Genomic DNA, 18,899 nt, shown 5'->3' with positions numbered 1-18,899 from the left:
CGATGCGCCCGTCAGCCCCAGCAGTTGGCCGGCGGCCTGGCGTCTGCGCCAGGCCAGCGCGGCCAGGGCCAGGGCCAGGGCCAGCAGCGCCCAGTGGCCCAGCGTGGGCACGGGCACGGGGCCGCTGCTGGGCACCGCGATGCCGTGCAGGCCGCGCAGGCTGGCAAAGCCGGGGTTGCCGCCCAGCACGCTGAGCACGCTGCCGCTGGCCGAGCTGGTGACGACCACGCCGCTGGGCGCGGCGGGGAACACCGCAGCGGGGATGCTGCCACTGAGCACGACCTGCGCCGCATTGCCTGGGTCGGGGGCCACGCGCCACAGGCTGACGTCCAGCGCGCTGGGCGCCTGCAGGCTGCCGCCGCTGCACTGCGCCACGCTGGCGGCGTCCACGGTGTGGGCCGCGTCGTCGTAGCGGATGCGCACGGCGCGCTCGAAGCCCTGGATGTTCTGCCCTGCGGCGTGGGTGCTGCAGCCGCTGCTGGCGCTGTTGTCCAGGTCGAAATAGAAATCAAGCTGCATGGGCGCGGCCTGGGCTGCCAGCGGCAGGGCCAGGGCCGCGCCCAGCGCGGTGGCACTCAACCAGCGCAGGGCGCGCTGGCGCAGGGTGGATGACATAGCTCAGCTCCTTGTTGTTGAAGTTCGATGGCAGAACGGTGGCGCAGCACGCGGCCCTTGCATGGCGCAGGCCGCATGCAAACAGCCCGGCCAGTGCACGAGGCACTGCCGGGCTGGCGAAGAAAACGATGCAAAGCAGACGCAGGCGGCGGCAAGCCGCCTGCCGGGCTGGGGCCAGGGCGCAAAAACCGCGCCCGGCAGGGTGTATCTCGCCGCCCGCATAGACGGGCTGCGTTACGTGCTGCAGCAAAAAAAGTTCCCCAAGTATTCATAGGGCGGAAATTGTAGCCAGGTGCAATCAGTTGTAATTTGCGCGACAGCGCATTTTTTTCACAATTTGCCTCAGGAAAACCCTGGGCCTGCGGCCTGACCAAGGGCCGGGCGCAGCAATGGTCTGGCCAACGCCCCTTTCTCTGCCCCGCCCAGGCCCTTCACCGACGCAGGCCGCAGCAGCCGCGCGCCATGTTGCGCAGGGCGCATGTGCATCACGCCCAAGAGAGAGGCTCAAGAGAGAAGATGCTCAAGATAAAAGAGGCCCGAGAGGCCCAACAGCTACACGCCCCACACGACAAAACCCCCGCCTGGCATGCGCCAGTGCGGGGGTTTTGCATTGCCGGGCTGCCCCGGCAGTCACGATCTAGGAAGCCGCGCCAGCTGCGCGCGGCCCTGTCGCGATCACATGTGATCGATCATCACCTGGCCAAAGCCCGAGCAGCTGACCTGGGTGGCGCCTTCCATCAGGCGGGCGAAGTCGTAGGTGACTTTCTTGCTGGAGATGGCCTTGCCCATGGCGCTGATGATGATGTCGGCGGCCTCGGTCCAGCCCATGTGGCGCAGCATCATCTCGGCGCTGAGGATTTCGCTGCCGGGGTTGACGTAGTCCTTGCCGGCGTACTTGGGCGCGGTGCCGTGCGTGGCCTCGAACATGGCCACGGTGTCCGAGAGGTTGGCGCCCGGGGCGATGCCGATGCCGCCGACCTGCGCGGCCAGCGCATCGGAGATGTAGTCACCGTTGAGGTTGAGCGTGGCGATCACGCTGTACTCGGCCGGGCGCAGCAGGATTTGCTGCAGGAAGGCGTCGGCAATGCTGTCCTTGATGACGATGTCCTTGCCGGTCTTGGGGTTCTTGACCTTCAGCCATGGGCCGCCGTCGATCTCCTCGCCGCCGAACTCCTTCTTGGCCAGGGCATAGCCCCAGTCGCGGAAGCCCCCTTCGGTGAACTTCATGATGTTGCCCTTGTGCACCAGGGTGACGCTGGGCTTGTCGTTGTCGATGGCGTACTGGATGGCCTTGCGCACCAGGCGCTCGGTGCCTTCGCGCGAGACGGGCTTGACGCCGATGCCCGAGGTCTCGGGGAAGCGGATCTTGTTGACGCCAAAATCGTCCTGCAGGATCTTGATGAGCTTCTTGGCCTTGTCGCTCTCGGCCTCGAACTCGATACCGGCGTAGATGTCTTCGCTGTTCTCACGGAAGATCACCATGTCGGTCTTGTGCGGCTCCTTCACGGGCGAGGGCACGCCGGCAAAGTACTGCACCGGGCGCAGGCAGACGTACAGGTCGAGCTGCTGGCGCAGCGCCACGTTCAGGCTGCGGATGCCGCCGCCCACGGGCGTGGTCAGCGGGCCCTTGATGGAGACCACGTAATCGCGCACGGCGTCCAGGGTCTCATCGGGCAGCCAGACGTCCGGGCCATAGACCTTGGTGGACTTCTCGCCAGCGTACACCTCCATCCAGTGGATCTTGCGCTTGCCGCCGTAGGCTTTTTCCACGGCCGCGTCCACCACCTTGATCATCACCGGGGTGATGTCCATGCCGGTGCCGTCGCCCTCGATGTAGGGGATGATGGGGTTGTCCGGAACATTCAGCGAGTTGTCGGCGTTGACGGTGATTTTCTGGCCTTCGGCAGGCACTTTGATGTGCTGGTAAGTCATGTGTGAACGTCTCCAGTGACCGCGCCCGATGCCGCAGGCCGCTCGCACGTGCAAAACAAAATCAAGCGCGGCGCGGCGGCGGTGGAACGCAAACGATGCGCAGGCCATGCCCTGCGCGAACAAAAAAGCGCCCCATTCTAGCGGCAAACCATCCGCGCCCAGCCTGGGGCCTGGCCTGCCAGTGGCTGCCCACAGGGGGCTGCACGCCCCGAACCGTTCACAATCGCTGCACCGCAGGCAATGAATCGGATTTGGGAGGCCTGCGACGTTGCAAGGCCATCCCAAACTGCTTCTTGCCCACTCGCGCGCCAAGATTCTGAACAGACTCTCAACCGCTGCACTACACTGCCCGCGCCCGGCCGCTTGCGCCGCCCGCCCTGCCCCCATTGATGCCATGAAAAAACCCCTGCTCTGGTTCCTGGTGCTGACCACGCTGGCGCTGCTGGCCTGGGGCGGCACGCGGGCCTGGCAGCGCGAGCAGGCCCGGGCCCAGGCCCTGCAGCAGGAGATGCAGCAGCGCCAGGCGCTGCGCGTGCGCCTGTTGCCCAGCGAGATCACCACCGTGCAGGCCCTGGCGCTGCCGCAGCAGGTGCCCGCCAGCGGCACGCTGCGGCCCGCGCAGCGCCTGAGCATTAAGGCCCAGGCCGGCGGCCGGGTGCAGCAGCTGCAGCTGCGCGAGGGCCAGGCGGTGCGCGCCGGGCAGCGGCTGTTCGTCATCGCCGCGCCCGATGCCGCCGCGCGCGTGCAGCAGGCCCAGCAACAGGCGCGCGCCGCGCAGGCGCAGCTGAGCATGGCGCAGCGCACAGCCGACAGCGACAGCGCCCTGGCCGAGCAGGGCTTTGTCTCGCCCACGGCGCGGGCCAGCAGCGCCGCGCAGCTGCAGGCCGCGCGCGCCCAGCACCAGGCGGCGCTGGCGGCGGTCGAGGTGGCGCGCAAGGGCCTGGGCGACACCCAGGCGCACAGCCCCATCGATGGACTGGTGGCGGCGCGCCACGTGCAACCGGGCGAGGTGGTCGCGCCTGGCCAGGCGGTGCTGGAGATTGTCGCGCCGCAGGCCTTTGAGTGGCAGGCCGAGGTGGCCGCCGCCGATGCCCGCCACCTGGCCCCCGGCCAGCGCGCGCAGCTGTGGATCGAAGGCGGAGGCGCGCCCTGGCAGGCAGAGCTGGAGCGCATCGGCCCGGCCACGCAGGCCGGCAGCCGCAATGTGGCGGTCTTTCTGCGCCTGCTGCCGCCCGGGGCGGGTGGTGAAGGTACGGGTGAAAGCGCAGGCGAAGCTCCAGGCCAAGCCGCGCCCGACGCGGCCCAAGGCGCTCAGGCGGGCGATGCCGCCCTGCTGCGCGATGGCCTGTTCGCGCACGGCCACATCCGCACGGGCGCGCAGCAGGTGCTGGCCGTGCCGCAGACGGCCATCCGCACCGAGCGGCCCCAGCCCTATGTGCTGGTGCTGCAGGGCCAGCGCGTGCAGCAGCGCAGCGTCACGCTCGGCCCGCGCGCGCTGCTGGACGGCCAGCCCTGGCAGGCCATAGAGGGCGTGGCCGCTGGCACGCCCATCCTCAGTGGCGCGGCCGGCCTGCTGGCCGATGGCACGCTGGTGCAGATCGAGGCCAGCGCCGATGCCCAGGCCGAAGCCGAGGCTGGGGCTGCTGCCAGCGCCGATGCGCCCGGCCACGCCGCCTCGCAGCCCGGGCCGTGACGCGCCATGTGGTTCACGCGCGTCAGCCTGCACAACCCGGTCATGGCCACCATGGTCATGCTGGCCTTCATCGTGCTGGGCGGCTTTTCCTACCAGCGGCTCAAGGTCGATCAGTTCCCCAGCATCGAGTTTCCGGTCGTGGTGGTGGTCACGCGCTACCCCGGCGCCTCGGCCGAGATCGTCGAGAGCGAGGTCACGGAAAAAATCGAGCAGGCGGTCAACACCATTGCCGGCATCAGCCAGCTGAGCTCGCGCAGCTACGACAACGTCTCGGTGGTCATCGTGCAGTTCGCGCTGAGCATGGACGGACGGCGCGCCACTGAGGACGTGCGCGAGAAGATCGCCGGCATGCGCAGCCAGCTGCGCGAGGAGGTCGAGGACCCGGCCGTGCAGCGCTTCGACCCCGAGGATCGGCCGATCTGGTCGCTGGCGCTGGTGGCCGAGCCGGCAGCGCCCAGCGCCGCCGCCGATGGGCCAGCGGGGGCGGGCGCAGAACACGCCGCCAGCGCCCATGCCGCGCTGGCGCTGCACGACCCTGTGGCCCTGACCAACTGGGCCGAGCAGGTGCTCAAGCGCCGGCTGGAAAACGTGCGCGGCGTGGGCGCGGTGCAGGTCCTGGGCGGCGTGCAGCGGCGCATCCACATAGAGCTGCAGCCGCAGGCCTTGCGCGCCTGGGGCATCAGCGCGCAGCAGGTGGCCGACGCCCTCGAAGGCGAAAACCAGGACTTGCCGCTGGGCAGCCTGCGCTCGCCCGAGCGCGAGCGCCTGGTGCAGCTGGACGCGCGCGTGGCCTGGCCGGCCGACTTTGGCGAGCTGATCGTCGCGCGCCGTGGCGGCGCGCCCGTGTACCTGCGCCAGCTGGCCCAGGTGCGCGACGGCGCCGCCGAGCTCGATTCTCTGGCGCTGTTCAACGGCCAGCGCACGCTGCTGCTGAGCGTGCAAAAGGCCCAGGACGAGAACACCATCGAAGTGGTCGATGGCCTGAACGCCGCCGTGGCCGAGCTGCAGGCGCAGCTGCCCGCCGGGCTGCGCCTGCAGGCCGTCAGCGACGACTCGCGCCCCATCCGCGTGGCCGTGGCCAGCGTGCAGCGCACGCTGCTCGAAGGCGCGCTGCTGACGGTGCTGATCGTCTATCTGTTTCTCAACTCCTGGCGCTCGACCATCATCACCGGCCTGACCCTGCCCATCGCGCTGGTGGGCACCTTCATGTTCATGGGCCTGCTGGGCTTTTCCATCAACATGCTCACGCTGATGGCGCTGAGCCTGAGCGTGGGCCTGCTGATCGACGATGCCATCGTGGTGCGCGAGAACATCGTGCGCCACCTGCAAATGGGCAAGAGCGCCTACGACGCGGCGCTGCAGGGCACGCAGGAGATCGGCCTGGCGGTGCTGGCCACCACGCTGTGCATCGTGGCCGTGTTCCTGCCCATCGGCTTCATGGGCGGCATCATCGGCAAGTTCTTCCACGAGTTTGGCCTGACCATCGCCGCAGCGGTGCTGATCTCCATGTTCGTGGCCTTCACGCTCGACCCGATGCTCTCCTCCGTCTGGCACGATCCGCAAGTCAGCCCCGCGCTGCGCCGCAGCCTGCCGCCGCAGCGCCACGGCCCGGTCACCGGCCGCATCGCGCGGCTGTACCAGGCCACGCTGGGGCGGCTGACGCGCTGGTTTGCGCGCGTTACCGAAGCCCTCTCGCAGCTCTACCAGGATGCGCTGCGCTGGGCGCTGGGCCACCGCCTGCTGACGCTGGCGCTGGCGGCGCTGGTGTTCGCGCTCAGCCTGTTCATGCTGCGCCTGCTGGGCACGGAGTTCGTGCCCGCCTCGGATTACTCCGAGGCCACCATCGAGTTCCACACCCCAATGGGCTCGTCCATCGAGCACACCCAGGCCAAGGCGCGCCAGGTGGACGCCATCGTGCGCGCCCTGCCCGAGGTGCGCTACACCGTCACCCGCATCGGCAACACTTCGGGCAAGCACCAGGCCAGCATGTACGTGCGGCTGGTCGAGCGCCAGCAGCGCACGCGCAGCGTCAACGACATGGCGCTGGTGCTGCGCCGCCAGCTGGCTGAAGTCGCCGGCATCCGCGTCACGCACGTGGGCCTGCTCGACCCCGTGGGCGGGCAAAAAGAGCTGGAGTTCTCCCTCAAGGGGCCCGATCTGGGCGAGCTCGGCCGCATCACCGCGCAGCTGCAGCGCGAGCTCGAAGGCATCCCCGGCCTGGTCGATCTGGACGCGCGCACCCAGCAGCGCGTGCCCATCGTCAGCGTGCAGGTGCAGCGCCAGGCCTCCTCCGCCCTGGGCCTGCACCTGCAGGACATTGCCGCGCCACTGCGCGTGCTGCTGGCCGGCCAGAGCGTGGGCAACTGGCGCGCCCCCGACGGCCAGACCTACGACTTGCGCCTGGGCCTGGCGCCACAGGCGCGCCAGCACCTGCAAGACCTGGCCCAGCTGCCGCTGAACGTGCGCAGCGCCACCGCTGGCGACCAGCCCCAGGTCGTCACGCTCGGCCAGGTGGCGCAACTGCACGAAAGCAGCGCGCCCAACGTCATCGACCGCCACAGCATGCAGCGCGAAGTGCGCATCACCGCCAACACCGCGCTGCGCTCGCTGGGCGAAGTCTCCGCCGACGTCGAGCGCGTGCTGCAGGCCACACCCATGCCACCGGGCTACGGCTACAGCTTTGGCGGCGCCGCCAAGGACATGGCCGAATCCTTCCAGTACGCGCTGATGGCCCTGGCGCTGGCCGTGGTCTTCATCTACATGGTGCTGGCCAGCCAGTTCCAGAGCTTTTTGCAGCCCATCACGCTGATGATGTCGCTGCCGCTGACGCTCATCGGCGTAGCCGCGGCCCTGCTGGTGTTCGGCTCGCGCATTTCCATGATCTCGGTCATCGGCATCGTCATGCTCATGGGCCTGGTGACCAAGAACGCCATCTTGCTGGTGGACTTCGCCAACCGCGCCCGCCAGCCGCACGACGACGAGGACGGCAGGCGCGTGCCCGGCCTGCCGCGCGATCAGGCCCTGCTCAAGGCCGCGCGCGTGCGCCTGCGCCCCATCCTGATGACCACGCTGGCCATGGTCTTCGGCATGCTGCCGCTGGCTCTGTCCAGCGGCGAAGGCTCCGAGGCCATGGGCCCGCTGGGCCAGTCGGTCATCGGCGGCGTCATCACCTCCTCGGTGCTGACGCTGGTGGTCGTGCCCGTGGTCTACGGCTACCTCGACGACCTGAGCGCCTGGTGCCAGCGCCTGTGGCAGCGCACGCATTTGTAAGAGCCTGTTCAAATAGCCCGCTCAGCCGCACCTGATCGCCGCAGCGCCACAGGCCCCGGAAAGCTGGCCAACACGCTCTAAAATGCCGGGCTGTCCAGCGCCAGGCGGCCCGCGCCGCCCCAACGCGGCGCCACTACAGCACGCCCGGAGTACACGATGACCCTGCCCCTGAACCGCCTGCACGAATTCACCCACCCTGACGAAGCCGCGCGCTTCAACATGATCGAGCAGCAAATCCGCCCCTGGAACGTGGACAACCCCGTGGTGCTGGCCACGCTGGCGCGCATCAAGCGCGAGCATTTCGTGCCCGAGGCCTACCGCAGCCTGGCCTTCATGGACATCAGCGTGCCGCTGCTGCCCGAGCAGCAGGCCCTGGCGCGCCCGGACTGCTGCATGCTGCCGCCCAAGATCGAGGCGCGCATGCTCAACACCCTGGACGTGCAGGCCCACGAGCGCGTGTTGGAAATCGGCGCCGGCTCGGGCTACATGGCCGCACTGCTGGGCGCGCTGGGCCATGAGGTGGTGACGCTGGAGATCGCGCCGGACATGGCCGAGCTGGCCCGCGCCAACCTGCAACAGCAGCGCAGCGCCAACGTGCAGGTGCTGCACGCCAATGGCGCACAAAGCCTGCCCGCCGGCGGCTTTGATGTCATCGTGCTCAGCGGCTCCGTGGCCGAAGTGCCGCAGCAACTGCTGGGCGCGCTCAACGAAGGCGGCCGCCTGCTGGCCTGCGTCGGCCAGGAGCCTGTGATGCGCATGCAGCTCATCCGCAAGGAACAGGGCCGCCTGCACAGCAGCACGCCCTGGGACTTCAACCTGCCGCGCCTGCAGGGCTTTGCCGAACCCAGCGGTTTCGAGTTTTGACCTTCTGACATCCTGAGGCTGCCCCGGCCGGCATTCATTGCCCATGCGCGCACTTGCCCTGCTGAGCACAGGCCTTGGCTGCGCCTTGGTGCTGGGCGCAGCCGCCCTGCTGGCCTCGGCCCGGCAGGCCCAGCCGCCCCAGACGCTGCTGCTGGCGCCAATGCTGGAGCTGACCGACACCTGCGTGCTGCCGGGCAGCGCCCAGGCCACGGTGCCGCAAAGCCTGCAAGCGGCCTGCACCCGTGGCGCTGCACCCTCGGCCGCCGCGCTGGTGGAGCAAACCCTGGCCCAACTGCCCCAACCACAGCCCGGCACAGCCGCAGGCCAGCGCTACACGCTGGGCTACACGCTGCCCATCCCGCTGCTGCAACTGTTCGCGCAGGACGCGCAAGGCCAGTGGCGCATCCAGCCCGAGCGCGTGCAGCGCTTCGTGCATACCCTGCGCGATGCGCCGCAACCGGCCATTCTGTACCTGTTCTCCACCCACTTCAGCGCCCACGCCCCGCTGGAGCAAGCCCTGGCGCAGGACAGCGCCAACCTCGCCCACGCCCAGGACGGCCCGCTGCCTGCCAGCCAATACCTGGGCAGCCCGCTGTACCCCTGGTCGGTGGCGCGCACCGACAACGCGCTGAGCCATTACCGCGCCCAGGCCATCGACGCCGTTGCCCAGGCCCTGTGCGAAGCGGGCGAGCCAGCGCTGCGCAAGCTGCGCGGCATCACCCTGCTGGGCGAGGTGCACCAGCTCTTTCCGGACTTCGAGACCAACCCTGGTTACGCCCAGCCCTACCGCATCAGCGACTACAGCGACGCCTCCGTCGCCCAGTTCCGTCAGTTCCTGCAGCAGCGCTTTGGCAGCCTGCGCGCGCTCAACCGCGCCCTGCACTCGGCCTATACCGATTGGGCGCAGATCGACGCGCCGCGCAGCGATCTGCTGACCCTGCCGCGCGCGCAATGGGCCACGCAATGGCCCGCGCGCCTGCACAGCCACATCGACGCCTACGCCCACGGCCAGCTGCCCGTCAGCGGCTGGGCCTACCTGGCCGACGAGGCGCAGCACGCCCAAAGCCGCATCCTCGTCTATGCCAATGGCCGGCAGCTGGCGCGCCTGCCCATCACCCAGGGCCGGCAGGACGTGCTCGAAGCCCGGCCCGAGTTTGCCGGCCGCGCCGTCGGCTGGCAGGCCCAGCTGGACTACCGCCACTGGCCCAGCGGCCCGCAGCGGCTGGACTTCTACCTGCACACGCCCGGCCAAGCACTGCGCCACCTGGACACGCGCCACATCCACGTCCACACCCGCCACGCCCCCCACAGCGAAGCGGACGCCAGCCGCCCCGATGGCGGCGCACTGCCGCGCAGCATCCCGGCCGCAGCCGCCCCGGCCACGCAGCTGCAGGCCTATGTGGATCTGCCCCTGGGCCAGCGCCACTACCTGTACAACCCACTGGCCGAGCAATGGCACGCCTTCCGTCAGCAACAGGTGGTGCGCTACCTGCGCCATTTCGCCACGCAGCTGCGCCAGCACCGCTGCCTGGCCGACACGCCGCTGTACCTGCACCAGATCGTGCCGCACACCAACCCCGGCTGGGATCCGCAGAAATTCGCCATCCAGCACAGCCTGCAGGCCCTGCCCGGCCTGCAACTGGGCGTGAGCCTGTACGGCGAGCCAGGCATGCGCCGCGACTTCATCGACGGCCTGCTGCTGCAAGGCCATCGCAGCTACGGCATCACCGAGTTCCACCCGCTCAAGCCCATCAGCGCCGGGCAAATGCACGAGACGCTGGAGCTGCACCGGCGCAGCGGCGCGGCGTTCTTCTCGTTCTTCCTGGAGCCCGTCTGGCAGCAGCGGCCCGTCGAGCGCCGCGCCAACCCGTTCTCTCTCTCGCCAGTCAATGCCTTCAAAGGCTCGGACAGCGCCTTCGAGGCGCTGCGCAGCGTGCTGCAGCAGTGACTTGCTTTTGCAGATGCGGCCAGGCTGAGCCCTCAATCCTTCCAGCAGAACTGCTCGTTCACATGCCGGGCCTTGCGCTGGGCCTGGTACTCGGCCCGGCGCTTGGGGTCGGCCAGGTAATCCTGCTCCTGCTGGGCCGCGTCGCGGATGCCTTGCAGGCTTTTGGCGAAGTTCTGCCGGCGATCGCCAGGCCGCGCCGGCAGCTGCTCCATCCACAGTGCGGCATAGGGGTGCTGCTGCGTCCAGGCGATGCTCTGGCGCAGCAGGCGCTGCTGCTTGTCCAGGTCGCAAAAGGCGTAGCTGTTGATGTAGGGACCAGCCAGCGACATGAAGCTGCGCGAGGCGTGGCCGGCTTGCGACAGGCTCGGGTGATCCAAATCCAGCACCTCCTCCAGCGTCACGTAGCGGTACTTGGCCGCGTAGAACCAAAACACCGCCTCATCGCGCAGGCCCACGTCGTACAGGCGGATGGCCAGCACCATCAAGGTCATGGGCGTCAGGCTGCCTGGCTCCTTGGCAATGGCATCGCGAGCGCGCTCAACATCCTTGCGCGCGCTGGAGGAAAGCAGCGCATCCAGCGGCGCAAACACCGCCACGCGCGGGCGCCCGCCCTGCTGCGCAGCCGCCTCGTAATAGGGGCTGACGTAGATGTCGATGGTCTTGATGGGCGCGCGCGCTTGAGCCTGGGCCAGCGTGGCCGTGCACAGGGCGCAGGCCGCCAGAGCGGCGGCTGCGGCGCGACGCGGAGTGAGGTGGAGCCAGCGGTTCATGGCGGGCATTGTTGCCCTGCCGCCGGGTTTGTCAACCAGCCGCCCCGCGCGCTGCCTCGGCGCGCTGCTGGGCGATGGCCAACAGGCCGTCGAAGATCAGGCTTTCGACCAGCTCGAAGGGGCGCGTCATGCTGGGCGCCATCTTCCAGCCTGCGCCGCCGGTCATGATGCACAGCGGCTCCTGGCCGGTGCGCTGCTGCAAATGCTGGATCATGCGCTCGACTGCGCCGGCAATGGCATAGGTGCCGCCGCTGGTCAGCGCATCGCTGGTGTTGGTCGGGAAGGGGCAGACCTCGCCCGTGGGCACGTGCAGCCCGGCCGTGCCCGATTCCAGCGCGCGCAGCATGATGCCGTGGCCGGGCAGGATCAGGCCGCCAAGAAAGTGGCCGCGCTCGTCGATGGCCTCGACCGTCACAGCCGTGCCAACCATGACCACGATCAGCGGCCTGCACTGGCCGCGCGCCAGCATGCGGTTGCGCGCGCCGATCATGGCCACCCAGCGGTCTGCGCCCAGGCGGCCTGGGTGGTCGTAGCCGTTGACCAGGCCGGCCATTTCGCGGCTGGCGTGCACCCAGGCGGGCTCCACGTCCCAGATTTCCAACTGCTCCATGACGCGGTAGCGCACCGCATCACCGGCCACGGCGCAGCCCAGCATCATGCTGGGCGCAGGCAGGCTGGCCCAGTGGTTTTCGGACAGGCGGTCCACATGGTCGAGGAACTCCACGCCCTGCGCCAACAGGCTGGCGCCCCAGCGCGCCTGGCTGTACAGCGCCCATTTGAGCCGGGTGTTGCCAATATCGATTGCAAGAAAGGGCATGGGAAAAAAACAAACAGGCCAACACGGCCAAGACTTGGCGCAGGCGCAGGGCCAGAAAAAACCCGCCCAGGGGGCAGGCAGCAGCGGGCGCCGATCATAACCGCGCCCCGAAAACACGGGGCTTAGCAAAAACGCTACACTGCCCCCAGCCCCGCATACGGCAGTTGTTGCCCGCCGCCTTGGCGGCGGGTTTGGCTTTTGCCCAGTGCGGGCCGTTTCTTTTCGTTATTCAAGGAGTGAACACCATGGGTCTGTTCAAATTCATCAAAGAGGCTGGCGAGAGGCTGTTTGGCGGCCAGGCTGCCAAGGCCGAAACCGCTGACAGCGGCAATGCAGCCCAGGGCACGCTCGACGCCACGGCGGCCAAGGCCATCGAGGCCTATATTGCCTCGCAGAAGCTCAACGTCAGCGATGTGCAGGTGGCGTTCGACAGCGCCTCGGGCAAGGTCACGGTCAAGGGCCAGGCACAGACTCAGCAGGATCTGGAGAAGGTCACGCTGTGCTGCGGCAACGTGGCCCAGGTTACGGAGGTGGACAACCAGATGACGGTGCTCAACCCCGAACCCGAAGCGCAGTACCACGACGTGGTCAAGGGCGATACGCTCTCGGCCATTGCCAAGAAGTACTACGGCGATGCCAACAAGTACCCGCAAATCTTCGAGGCCAACAAGCCCATGCTCAGCCATCCGGACAAGATTTATCCGGGCCAGAAGCTGCGCATTCCGCCCGCGCAGTAAGGCCGCAGCAAGGCTGCTTCAAGTCTTTTGCCTCAAGCCCTGCCAAGGTCTGCCTTGGCAGGGCTTTTTCATGTCTGCCCGGCGGCGCCAGGCTGCGGATCGGCCTGTTGTGCGGCCAACTGCGCGGCCAATGCGGTGTATTCATGCACCGGAATTTCCTCAGCGCGGCGCTGCAGGTCGAATTGCCCGGCAAAGCCGCGCGCCTGCAACCATTTGCCCAGGGTGTGGCGCACCAGCTTGCGCTTTTGGCTGAAGGCGGTCTTGACCAGCTCCTCCAGCAGAGGTTGGGGCACGCGTGCCCAGTCGCTGCGCGGCACCATGCGCACCACGGCGCTGTCTACCTTGGGCGGCGGGTCAAAGGCCGCCGGCGGCACGTCCAGGATGCGCTCCATGGCATAGCGCCATTGCAGCATCACCGAGAGGCGGCCAAAGGCGGAGCTGCCGGGCTGGGCCAGCATGCGGTCGATGACTTCCTTTTGCAGCATGAAGTGCTGGTCCTGCACCACATCGATGGCGCCCAGCAGGTGAAACAGCAGCGGCGAGGAGATGTTGTAGGGCAGGTTGCCCACCACGCGCAGCCGCGCTGGCTGCTGCGGTTGACCCAGCTGCTGGGCCAGCGCGGTGAAGTTCACCTGCAGCACGTCGCTGGCCACAACGTGCAGGCGCGGGTTCAGGCGCAGGCGCACCACCAGGTCACGATCGAGTTCGATGACGGTCAGGCGCGGCAGACGCTCGAGCAGTGGCGCCGTCAGCGCAGCCATGCCCGGGCCGATTTCGACCACGGCCTGCTGGGGCTGCGGGTCGATGGCCGAGACGATGCGCGCGATGACGGCGTCGTCGATCAAAAAGTGCTGGCCAAAGCGCTTGCGAGGGATGTGGCGCATGGAGCGCTCCTTTGGGGACAAGTTGCTGCTGCCCTAGTCGCGCACGGGCTCGTCGCGCATTTCGATGAAGGCGCGCGCACGCAAGCCGTCGATCCATTTGACGAAGGCCTCCTGCACTTTTTGCTCGCGCACTTCGCCGCGCACCATTTCGCGCAGCTCGCTTTGGCTGACCTTGCGCTGGCGCCGGTCGAGCAGCTGGATCAGGTGCAGGCCAAAGCGCGAGACCACGGGCTGGCTGATGTCGCCGGGCTGCAGCTCGTCGAGCACGGCCTGGAACTCGGGCACGAACATGCCCGGCCCGGCCCAGCCCAGATCGCCCCCCTGGGCGGCGCTGCCGTCTTCGGAGTATTCGCGCGCCAGTACGGCAAAGTCCTCCCCGCCTTGCACGACGCGCTGGCGGATTTCCTGCAGCATCTGCCCGGCGCTTTGCGCGCTGCGGCCTGGCGCGGGCTTGATGAGGATGTGGCTTGCATGGTTTTGCACCACCATGCCCGCGCCGCCGGCCTGGCGTTCGAGCACCTTGAGCAGGTGGTAGCCCGCGCCCGAGCGGATCGGCCCGGCCACTTCGCCAATGGCGCGGCCTTCGGTGGCCTGCAGGAACAGTTCCGGGTATTGCGTCACCGGGCGCAGGCCCAGCTCGCCGCCACGGCTGGCCTCGCCTGCGTCGGAGAACTCGCGCGCGACCTCGGCAAAGTCACGCCCCTGGGCCAGCTGGCTGGCGGCCTGCTCGATGCGCTGCTTGTACTGGGCCTGCTGCGCGGGCGTGGCCTTTTCAGGCACGATCACCAGCACATGGCCAAGGTTGATGGCATCTGGCAGCTGCTGGCCGGCGTCGATGGGGTGCTCGCGCAGGTAGCGATCCAGCTCCTGGTCGCTGACGCGCACGCGCGCTTCGACGGCGCGTTCGCGCACGCGCATGAGCATGATCTGGTTGCGCAGCTGGTTGCGGAACTGCGCCCGTCCAATGCCGGCTGCGGCCAGTTCTTGGTGCATGGCAGCCAGGCTGACGCCGTTTTGCTCGGCCACGTTTTGCTCGGCCTGGTCGAGCGTGTAGTCATCGACCTGCAGCTTGCTTTCCTTGGCTTCCTGCAATTGCAGGCGCTCGGCAATCAGCAGGTTGAGCACTTCCTGACGCAGCACCGATTCGCTGGGCGCCTGGCCCTGCTGGGCCAGCACGGCGCGCGCGCGCTGCATGCGGTTTTGCAGCTCCACGTGCGTGATGGGCTCGGAGTTGACCAGGGCCACGATGAAGTCGGCCTGGCGCTGGCCGCCCGATGCCTGGCCAGCCGAGGAGGCCACTGCGTTGGAGGCGGCATCGCGCAAATCATTGGCAAATGGCACCGGCCCGCTTTGGCGGCCAGCGCTGGCGCTTCCGGCCATGCCGCCCATTTGCAAGCCGCTGCCGCTGGCGCCCGGCATGCGCAGGCCCTGGGCCTGGGCGCTGGGCAGCAGCAAAGCCGCTGCGCCCAGCCAGCACGCAGCCAAGCTCAGCAGCCTGGGCAGAAGGCGCGCCCTGGCGGGGGCATGGTGTACGCGGGGAGGGGCAAGGCGCGGCAGGGAGCGGGGCTGGTCGGTCATCATCAACAGGCCATGGCAAGAGGAGATGGGGGAAAGACCGGGGCGGCGCATGCGGCGGTGCAAAGTGCGCTCAGCGCCGGCTGGCGGTCACAGTAGCGGGCAGCGGCAGGCAGTGGCAGACGCGATGGCGGCGCGGCCCGAATCACTGGCCGTACTCGCTGAAGCGGCTCGCTGGCGGCAGGCTTTGCGGGCGGATTTCCTGGTAGTAGGGCACGTGATTGCGCAGCGAGTTTAACGGGTTGGAGCCAATGTTGATGCGCGAGATGCCGGCCAGCTCCAGCTGCAGCAGCAAGCGGGTATTGGCGTTGCGCGCGCTGTTTTGCAGACGCTCGACGACCACGCGGCCAATCCAGCAGCAACCGTTGTATTCCACGCCAACCACGGTATCGACGAGCTTTTTGTCGCGCATGCTGTAGTTGAGCCGGCCCACGCTGTACCAGCGCCCGCCCTGGCCGGGCGCATCGCCCCACCAGGCCAGCGGCCATTGCCAGCCCAGCTCGGCGTGCTTGCTGGCGTCGGCCTTCATGCGGTAGCCCATGCTCAGCACACGGTAATCGCCGGGCTTGTAGTGGCCGGTGAGCGTGTAGCGCGCCGTACGGCGCTCGTCCAGGTTGTACTGGATGATGCCGCTGCTGGCCCAGCGCGGCGACCAGTTGACCGCGCCGCCCAGCAGGATGTCGGACCAGCGCGCGGTGTAGGGCGCCACGCCCGGCGCGGTCACGCGCTGGTCTTCAAAGCGCAGGCGCTGGGCGATGCTCAGCCGCGCCAGCTCGGCGCCATCGCCAGCGCCCAGAAAGCGCGAGCTCAGGCCCAGCGTCAGCACGTTGTCGTCGGCTATGCGGTCGTGGCCGACGAAGGAGTTGGGCGCATAGATGCTGGCGAAGGTGAAGTCCAGCTCTGCCGTGTCGTACATCGGCAGCATGCTTTGGTCGCGGTAAGGCGTATAGGTGTAGAAGGCGCGCGGCTCCAGCGTCTGCAGCAGATCGCGCCCCAGCCAGCGCAGCTCGCGCTCGAACACCAGCCCTGCATCCAGGCTGTAAGTGGGCAGCACTCGGCTGTGGCGGCGCAGCCCCCCGCTCAGCGGCGCATCGAAGCGGTACTGGCTGGCGTGCAACTGCACGGCCGGCGTGATGAAGCCCTGCGGCGCCACCCAGGGCCGGCTCAGGCGCGCCAGCGCGTAGCTGCGCTGGCCATCGGTCAGCTGGGTGGCAAAGTTGCGGTCGGCGCGAAAGCGCGTGCTGTCGAGCTCCACATGCAGATCCAGACCGTGGCCCAGCGCCCAGGGCTGGTAGCGCAGGTTCAGCTGCGGCAGCATGTCGTAGGGCGGCAGGATGATGGCGTCCGCATCCTGCAGCGTTTGCCACTTGAGCGCGCGCAGCCTCAGCTGCCAATCGCCCCGCTGCCAGTGGGCGTTGAGTTCGCTGGGCAGCAGGCGCTCGTTGAGGCCGTAGCCGCTGCGCGGGAAGTCACGCCAATAGTCGTTGTCGCTGACGCGGTTGAGCTGCGCGCCCAGCTGGATGTCGCCCAGCGGCGAATGCAGCGTGTGCCGGTGGCGCGCGGCCATGCTCCAGCGGTCGCGATCGCGCAGCCGGTCGCTGGGCATGTAGCGCGCCGCCAGCTCGCCGCTGAAGCTGCGCTCCAGATAGCGAAACTGCCCGCCCAGGTCGATGCCGCGACGCGCCATCAGCGTCGGGCTCAGCGTGGCATCGCGGTTGGGGGCGATGTTCCAGTAAAAGGGCTGCGTGTACTGCAGGCCCGAAACGCTGTCCAGCCCCAGCGTGGGCGGCAGCAGGCCGGTCTTGCGCCGATCCGACAGCGGAAAGCTCAAATAAGGCACGGGCAGCACCGGCACGCCCATGAACTCCAGCGCCGCGCCGCGCGCCACGCCCACATCGGCCACGCGATCCAGGCGCAGCTCGCGCGCGCGGATGCGCCAGGCCGGGCGCCAGTCGGGGTCGTACTCGCTGCGCTGGCAGGTGGTGTAGTCGCCCTCGTGCACCACGTAGCGCTCGCGGTCGAGGAAATCCACGCGCCGCGCCTGGCCGTGGGCCCGGTTTTCGCGCAGCTGGTAGCGCACATCGTCGAAATGCCCCTGATAGGTCTGCACGTTCAGCTGCAAGGCGCTGCCCCGGTAGCTGCCGCTGTCGGCCTCGATCTGCACCTGGCCGCTGGCCGTGGCCGTCTGGCTGGCCTGGTCGTAATGCAGCTCATCGGCCTGGATCAGCGCATCGGCGCGCCGCAGCCGGGCATTGCCGCGCACGCGCACTGGCCCGCTCTGGCTGCCTTCGATGGACTGACCGCTCAGATGCACCGGGCGGCGCGCAGCCTGCTCGGGCGGCACCTGCTCCTGCAGCTGCGCCGTGCCCTGCAATTGCAGCGGCGCACGCAGCGGGCCATTCCAATCGCCCGCCCCGGCCGGCTGTGGCGATACGGCCTGCGCATGGGCCGCAGATGTCAGCACCGCAGCAGCGGCAGACAAGGCGCCAGCAACGCCTCGCAGGCGCTGCCGCGCAGGCACGGCGGCGTGTGTCACAAAAATCCCCTGTATCCCGTGCGGGCCGCAGCCCGGCGTTGCAGCGTCAAAAACAAAGGCGCGAATATACCAGCAGGGCCTGTGCACGCCTTGCACGAAGCGGCGCGACATCAGCGCTGCGGCGCATGCCCAGCATCCCTACAATCGCCGCCCATGACTGCCACCAGCACCCCCATCGCCTGGCCCGATCCGGCCCGCCAGGCCCTGTTCGAACAATGGCTGGAGCGCGCCGCCGCCGAGCACCAACTGCTGCCCGCCAGCCTGCGGCACGCCTCGGCCGATGCCAGCTTCCGGCGCTATCTGCGCGTGCAGGACGCCGCCGGGCGCAGCCGCGTCATCATGGACGCCCCGCCGGACAAGGAGCCGTTGGCGCCCTTTCTGGCCAGCGCCGCGCTGCTGTGCGAGGCCGGCCTGGCCGTGCCCGAGCTGCTGGCCGTGGACGAAGCCGCCGGCTTTTTGCTGATGAACGACCTGGGCCAACACACCGCCTTGCAACACCTCGCGCCGGACTACGCCCCCGAGCGCGCCCAGCCGCTGATGCTGCAGGCGCTGGACTGGCTGGTGCAAATGCAAACCCGCGCCCGGCCCGATGCCCTGCCCGCCTACGACGCCGCCGTGCTGCAGCGCGAGCTGCAACTGTTCCCCGACTGGTACATCGCCGCACACCGCCAGGTGCAGCTCAGCGATGCGCAGCGCCAGCAGCTGCAGGGCGTGTTCGACACCCTGGTGGCGCACAACCTGCAGGCGCCCAGCGTGTTCGTGCACCGCGACTACATGCTGCGCAATCTGATGGTGGCCCCGGCCGAGGCCGGCGCGCCCGCGCGCCTGAGCGGGCTGCTGGACTTCCAGGACGCGCTGCGCGGCCCTCTGACCTACGACCTGGCCAGCCTGCTGCGCGATGCCTTCCACAGTTGGGAGGAGGACTTCGTCATCGACCTGGCCGTGCGCTACTGGGAGCGCGCGCGCCAGGCCGGCCTGCTGGCCGCGCGGCCGGACTGGGCCAGCGACTTTGGCGAGTTCTACCGCGCCGTGGAGTGGATGGGCCTGCAACGCCACCTCAAGGTCGCCGGCATCTTTGCGCGGCTGACGCTGCGTGACGGCAAGCCCCAGTACCTGGCCGACACGCCGCGCTTCATCCACTACATCCGCAGCACCGCCAGCCGCTACCGCGAACTGCGACCGCTGCTGCGCTTGGTCGACGCCATCGAGCAAACGCCACAGACCGAGGCCTTTTCCTTCGGTCGGATGTAAGAACCTA

12 protein-coding genes and 1 pseudogene are annotated in these 18,899 nt (G+C 68.8%); 6 read left to right on the top strand and 7 right to left on the bottom strand.

What is annotated here, in order from left to right:
- Positions 1 to 72: 72 nt before the first annotated feature.
- Positions 73 to 519: pseudogene (locus CK620_RS14460) on the bottom strand (hypothetical protein); the annotation flags it as partial.
- A gap of 771 nt (positions 520 to 1,290) precedes the next feature.
- Positions 1,291 to 2,547: an NADP-dependent isocitrate dehydrogenase gene (gene icd / locus CK620_RS05535; protein WP_095543688.1), complete on the bottom strand. Its 1,257-nt coding sequence runs from the start codon at positions 2,545 to 2,547 to the stop codon at positions 1,291 to 1,293.
- Between the two features lie 394 nt (positions 2,548 to 2,941).
- Here icd and CK620_RS05530 point away from each other — a divergent pair, with 394 nt between their 5' ends.
- The 4 genes from CK620_RS05530 (at position 2,942) to CK620_RS05515 (ending at position 10,322) form a co-directional block, all read left to right on the top strand.
- The gene (locus tag CK620_RS05530; protein ID WP_095549444.1) at positions 2,942 to 4,240 is read left to right on the top strand and encodes an efflux RND transporter periplasmic adaptor subunit; all 1,299 of its coding nucleotides are present in this window, start codon (positions 2,942 to 2,944) and stop codon (positions 4,238 to 4,240) included.
- Positions 4,241 to 4,246: 6 nt separating this feature from the next.
- Positions 4,247 to 7,510 (top strand): efflux RND transporter permease subunit, encoded by a 3,264-nt coding sequence (locus CK620_RS05525; protein WP_095549443.1) that lies wholly within the window; start codon positions 4,247 to 4,249, stop codon positions 7,508 to 7,510.
- A 156-nt stretch (positions 7,511 to 7,666) separates the two neighbouring features.
- Positions 7,667 to 8,374, top strand: a complete 708-nt coding sequence (locus CK620_RS05520; protein ID WP_095549442.1) for a protein-L-isoaspartate O-methyltransferase family protein — start codon at positions 7,667 to 7,669, stop codon at positions 8,372 to 8,374.
- A 43-nt stretch (positions 8,375 to 8,417) separates the two neighbouring features.
- The gene (locus CK620_RS05515; RefSeq protein ID WP_095549441.1) at positions 8,418 to 10,322 is read left to right on the top strand and encodes a hypothetical protein; all 1,905 of its coding nucleotides are present in this window, start codon (positions 8,418 to 8,420) and stop codon (positions 10,320 to 10,322) included.
- Between the two features lie 32 nt (positions 10,323 to 10,354).
- Here CK620_RS05515 and CK620_RS05510 read toward each other — a convergent pair whose 3' ends face one another.
- A complete protein-coding gene (locus tag CK620_RS05510) occupies positions 10,355 to 11,092 on the bottom strand; it encodes a hypothetical protein (protein ID WP_095549440.1) in 738 nt (245 codons plus the stop codon).
- Positions 11,093 to 11,123: 31 nt separating this feature from the next.
- Complete coding sequence (locus tag CK620_RS05505; RefSeq protein ID WP_095539637.1) at positions 11,124 to 11,909, bottom strand: type III pantothenate kinase; 786 nt, start codon at positions 11,907 to 11,909, stop codon at positions 11,124 to 11,126.
- A 245-nt stretch (positions 11,910 to 12,154) separates the two neighbouring features.
- Here CK620_RS05505 and lysM point away from each other — a divergent pair, with 245 nt between their 5' ends.
- Complete coding sequence (gene lysM / locus CK620_RS05500) at positions 12,155 to 12,646, top strand: peptidoglycan-binding protein LysM (RefSeq protein WP_095541832.1); 492 nt, start codon at positions 12,155 to 12,157, stop codon at positions 12,644 to 12,646.
- 68 nt (positions 12,647 to 12,714) lie between these two features.
- On the opposite strand, the gene rsmA is transcribed toward lysM, so the two are convergent.
- The 3 genes from rsmA to CK620_RS05485 form a co-directional block, all read right to left on the bottom strand.
- A complete protein-coding gene (gene rsmA / locus CK620_RS05495) occupies positions 12,715 to 13,530 on the bottom strand; it encodes a 16S rRNA (adenine(1518)-N(6)/adenine(1519)-N(6))-dimethyltransferase RsmA (RefSeq protein ID WP_095549439.1) in 816 nt (271 codons plus the stop codon).
- A 33-nt stretch (positions 13,531 to 13,563) separates the two neighbouring features.
- Positions 13,564 to 15,015, bottom strand: a complete 1,452-nt coding sequence (locus tag CK620_RS05490) for a peptidylprolyl isomerase (protein WP_238946029.1) — start codon at positions 15,013 to 15,015, stop codon at positions 13,564 to 13,566.
- Positions 15,016 to 15,250: 235 nt separating this feature from the next.
- Complete coding sequence (locus tag CK620_RS05485) at positions 15,251 to 17,641, bottom strand: LPS-assembly protein LptD (protein WP_238946028.1); 2,391 nt, start codon at positions 17,639 to 17,641, stop codon at positions 15,251 to 15,253.
- 153 nt (positions 17,642 to 17,794) lie between these two features.
- On the opposite strand from CK620_RS05485, the gene CK620_RS05480 reads away from it, so the two are divergent.
- Entirely contained in the window at positions 17,795 to 18,892 is a 1,098-nt protein-coding gene (locus CK620_RS05480) for an aminoglycoside phosphotransferase family protein (protein ID WP_095549437.1), read from the top strand.
- Positions 18,893 to 18,899: the final 7 nt, after the last annotated feature.

It is taken from the genome of Vandammella animalimorsus (assembly GCF_002285285.1).
Lineage (GTDB): Bacteria > Pseudomonadota > Gammaproteobacteria > Burkholderiales > Burkholderiaceae_C > Lampropedia > Lampropedia animalimorsus.
The sequence above is the reverse complement of the archived record's forward strand: the minus strand, read 5'-3'. Positions and strand labels throughout refer to the sequence as shown.

What these genes read in the sequence shown, in the direction of transcription:
- icd (WP_095543688.1), bottom strand. Translation starts at nt 2,547, where the DNA reads ATGACTTACCAGCACATCAAAGTGCCTGCCGAAGGCCAGAAAATCACC.
- CK620_RS05530 (WP_095549444.1), top strand. Translation starts at nt 2,942, where the DNA reads ATGAAAAAACCCCTGCTCTGGTTCCTGGTGCTGACCACGCTGGCGCTG.
- CK620_RS05525 (WP_095549443.1), top strand. Translation starts at nt 4,247, where the DNA reads ATGTGGTTCACGCGCGTCAGCCTGCACAACCCGGTCATGGCCACCATG.
- CK620_RS05520 (WP_095549442.1), top strand. Translation starts at nt 7,667, where the DNA reads ATGACCCTGCCCCTGAACCGCCTGCACGAATTCACCCACCCTGACGAA.
- CK620_RS05515 (WP_095549441.1), top strand. Translation starts at nt 8,418, where the DNA reads ATGCGCGCACTTGCCCTGCTGAGCACAGGCCTTGGCTGCGCCTTGGTG.
- CK620_RS05510 (WP_095549440.1), bottom strand. Translation starts at nt 11,092, where the DNA reads ATGAACCGCTGGCTCCACCTCACTCCGCGTCGCGCCGCAGCCGCCGCT.
- CK620_RS05505 (WP_095539637.1), bottom strand. Translation starts at nt 11,909, where the DNA reads ATGCCCTTTCTTGCAATCGATATTGGCAACACCCGGCTCAAATGGGCG.
- lysM (WP_095541832.1), top strand. Translation starts at nt 12,155, where the DNA reads ATGGGTCTGTTCAAATTCATCAAAGAGGCTGGCGAGAGGCTGTTTGGC.
- rsmA (WP_095549439.1), bottom strand. Translation starts at nt 13,530, where the DNA reads ATGCGCCACATCCCTCGCAAGCGCTTTGGCCAGCACTTTTTGATCGAC.
- CK620_RS05480 (WP_095549437.1), top strand. Translation starts at nt 17,795, where the DNA reads ATGACTGCCACCAGCACCCCCATCGCCTGGCCCGATCCGGCCCGCCAG.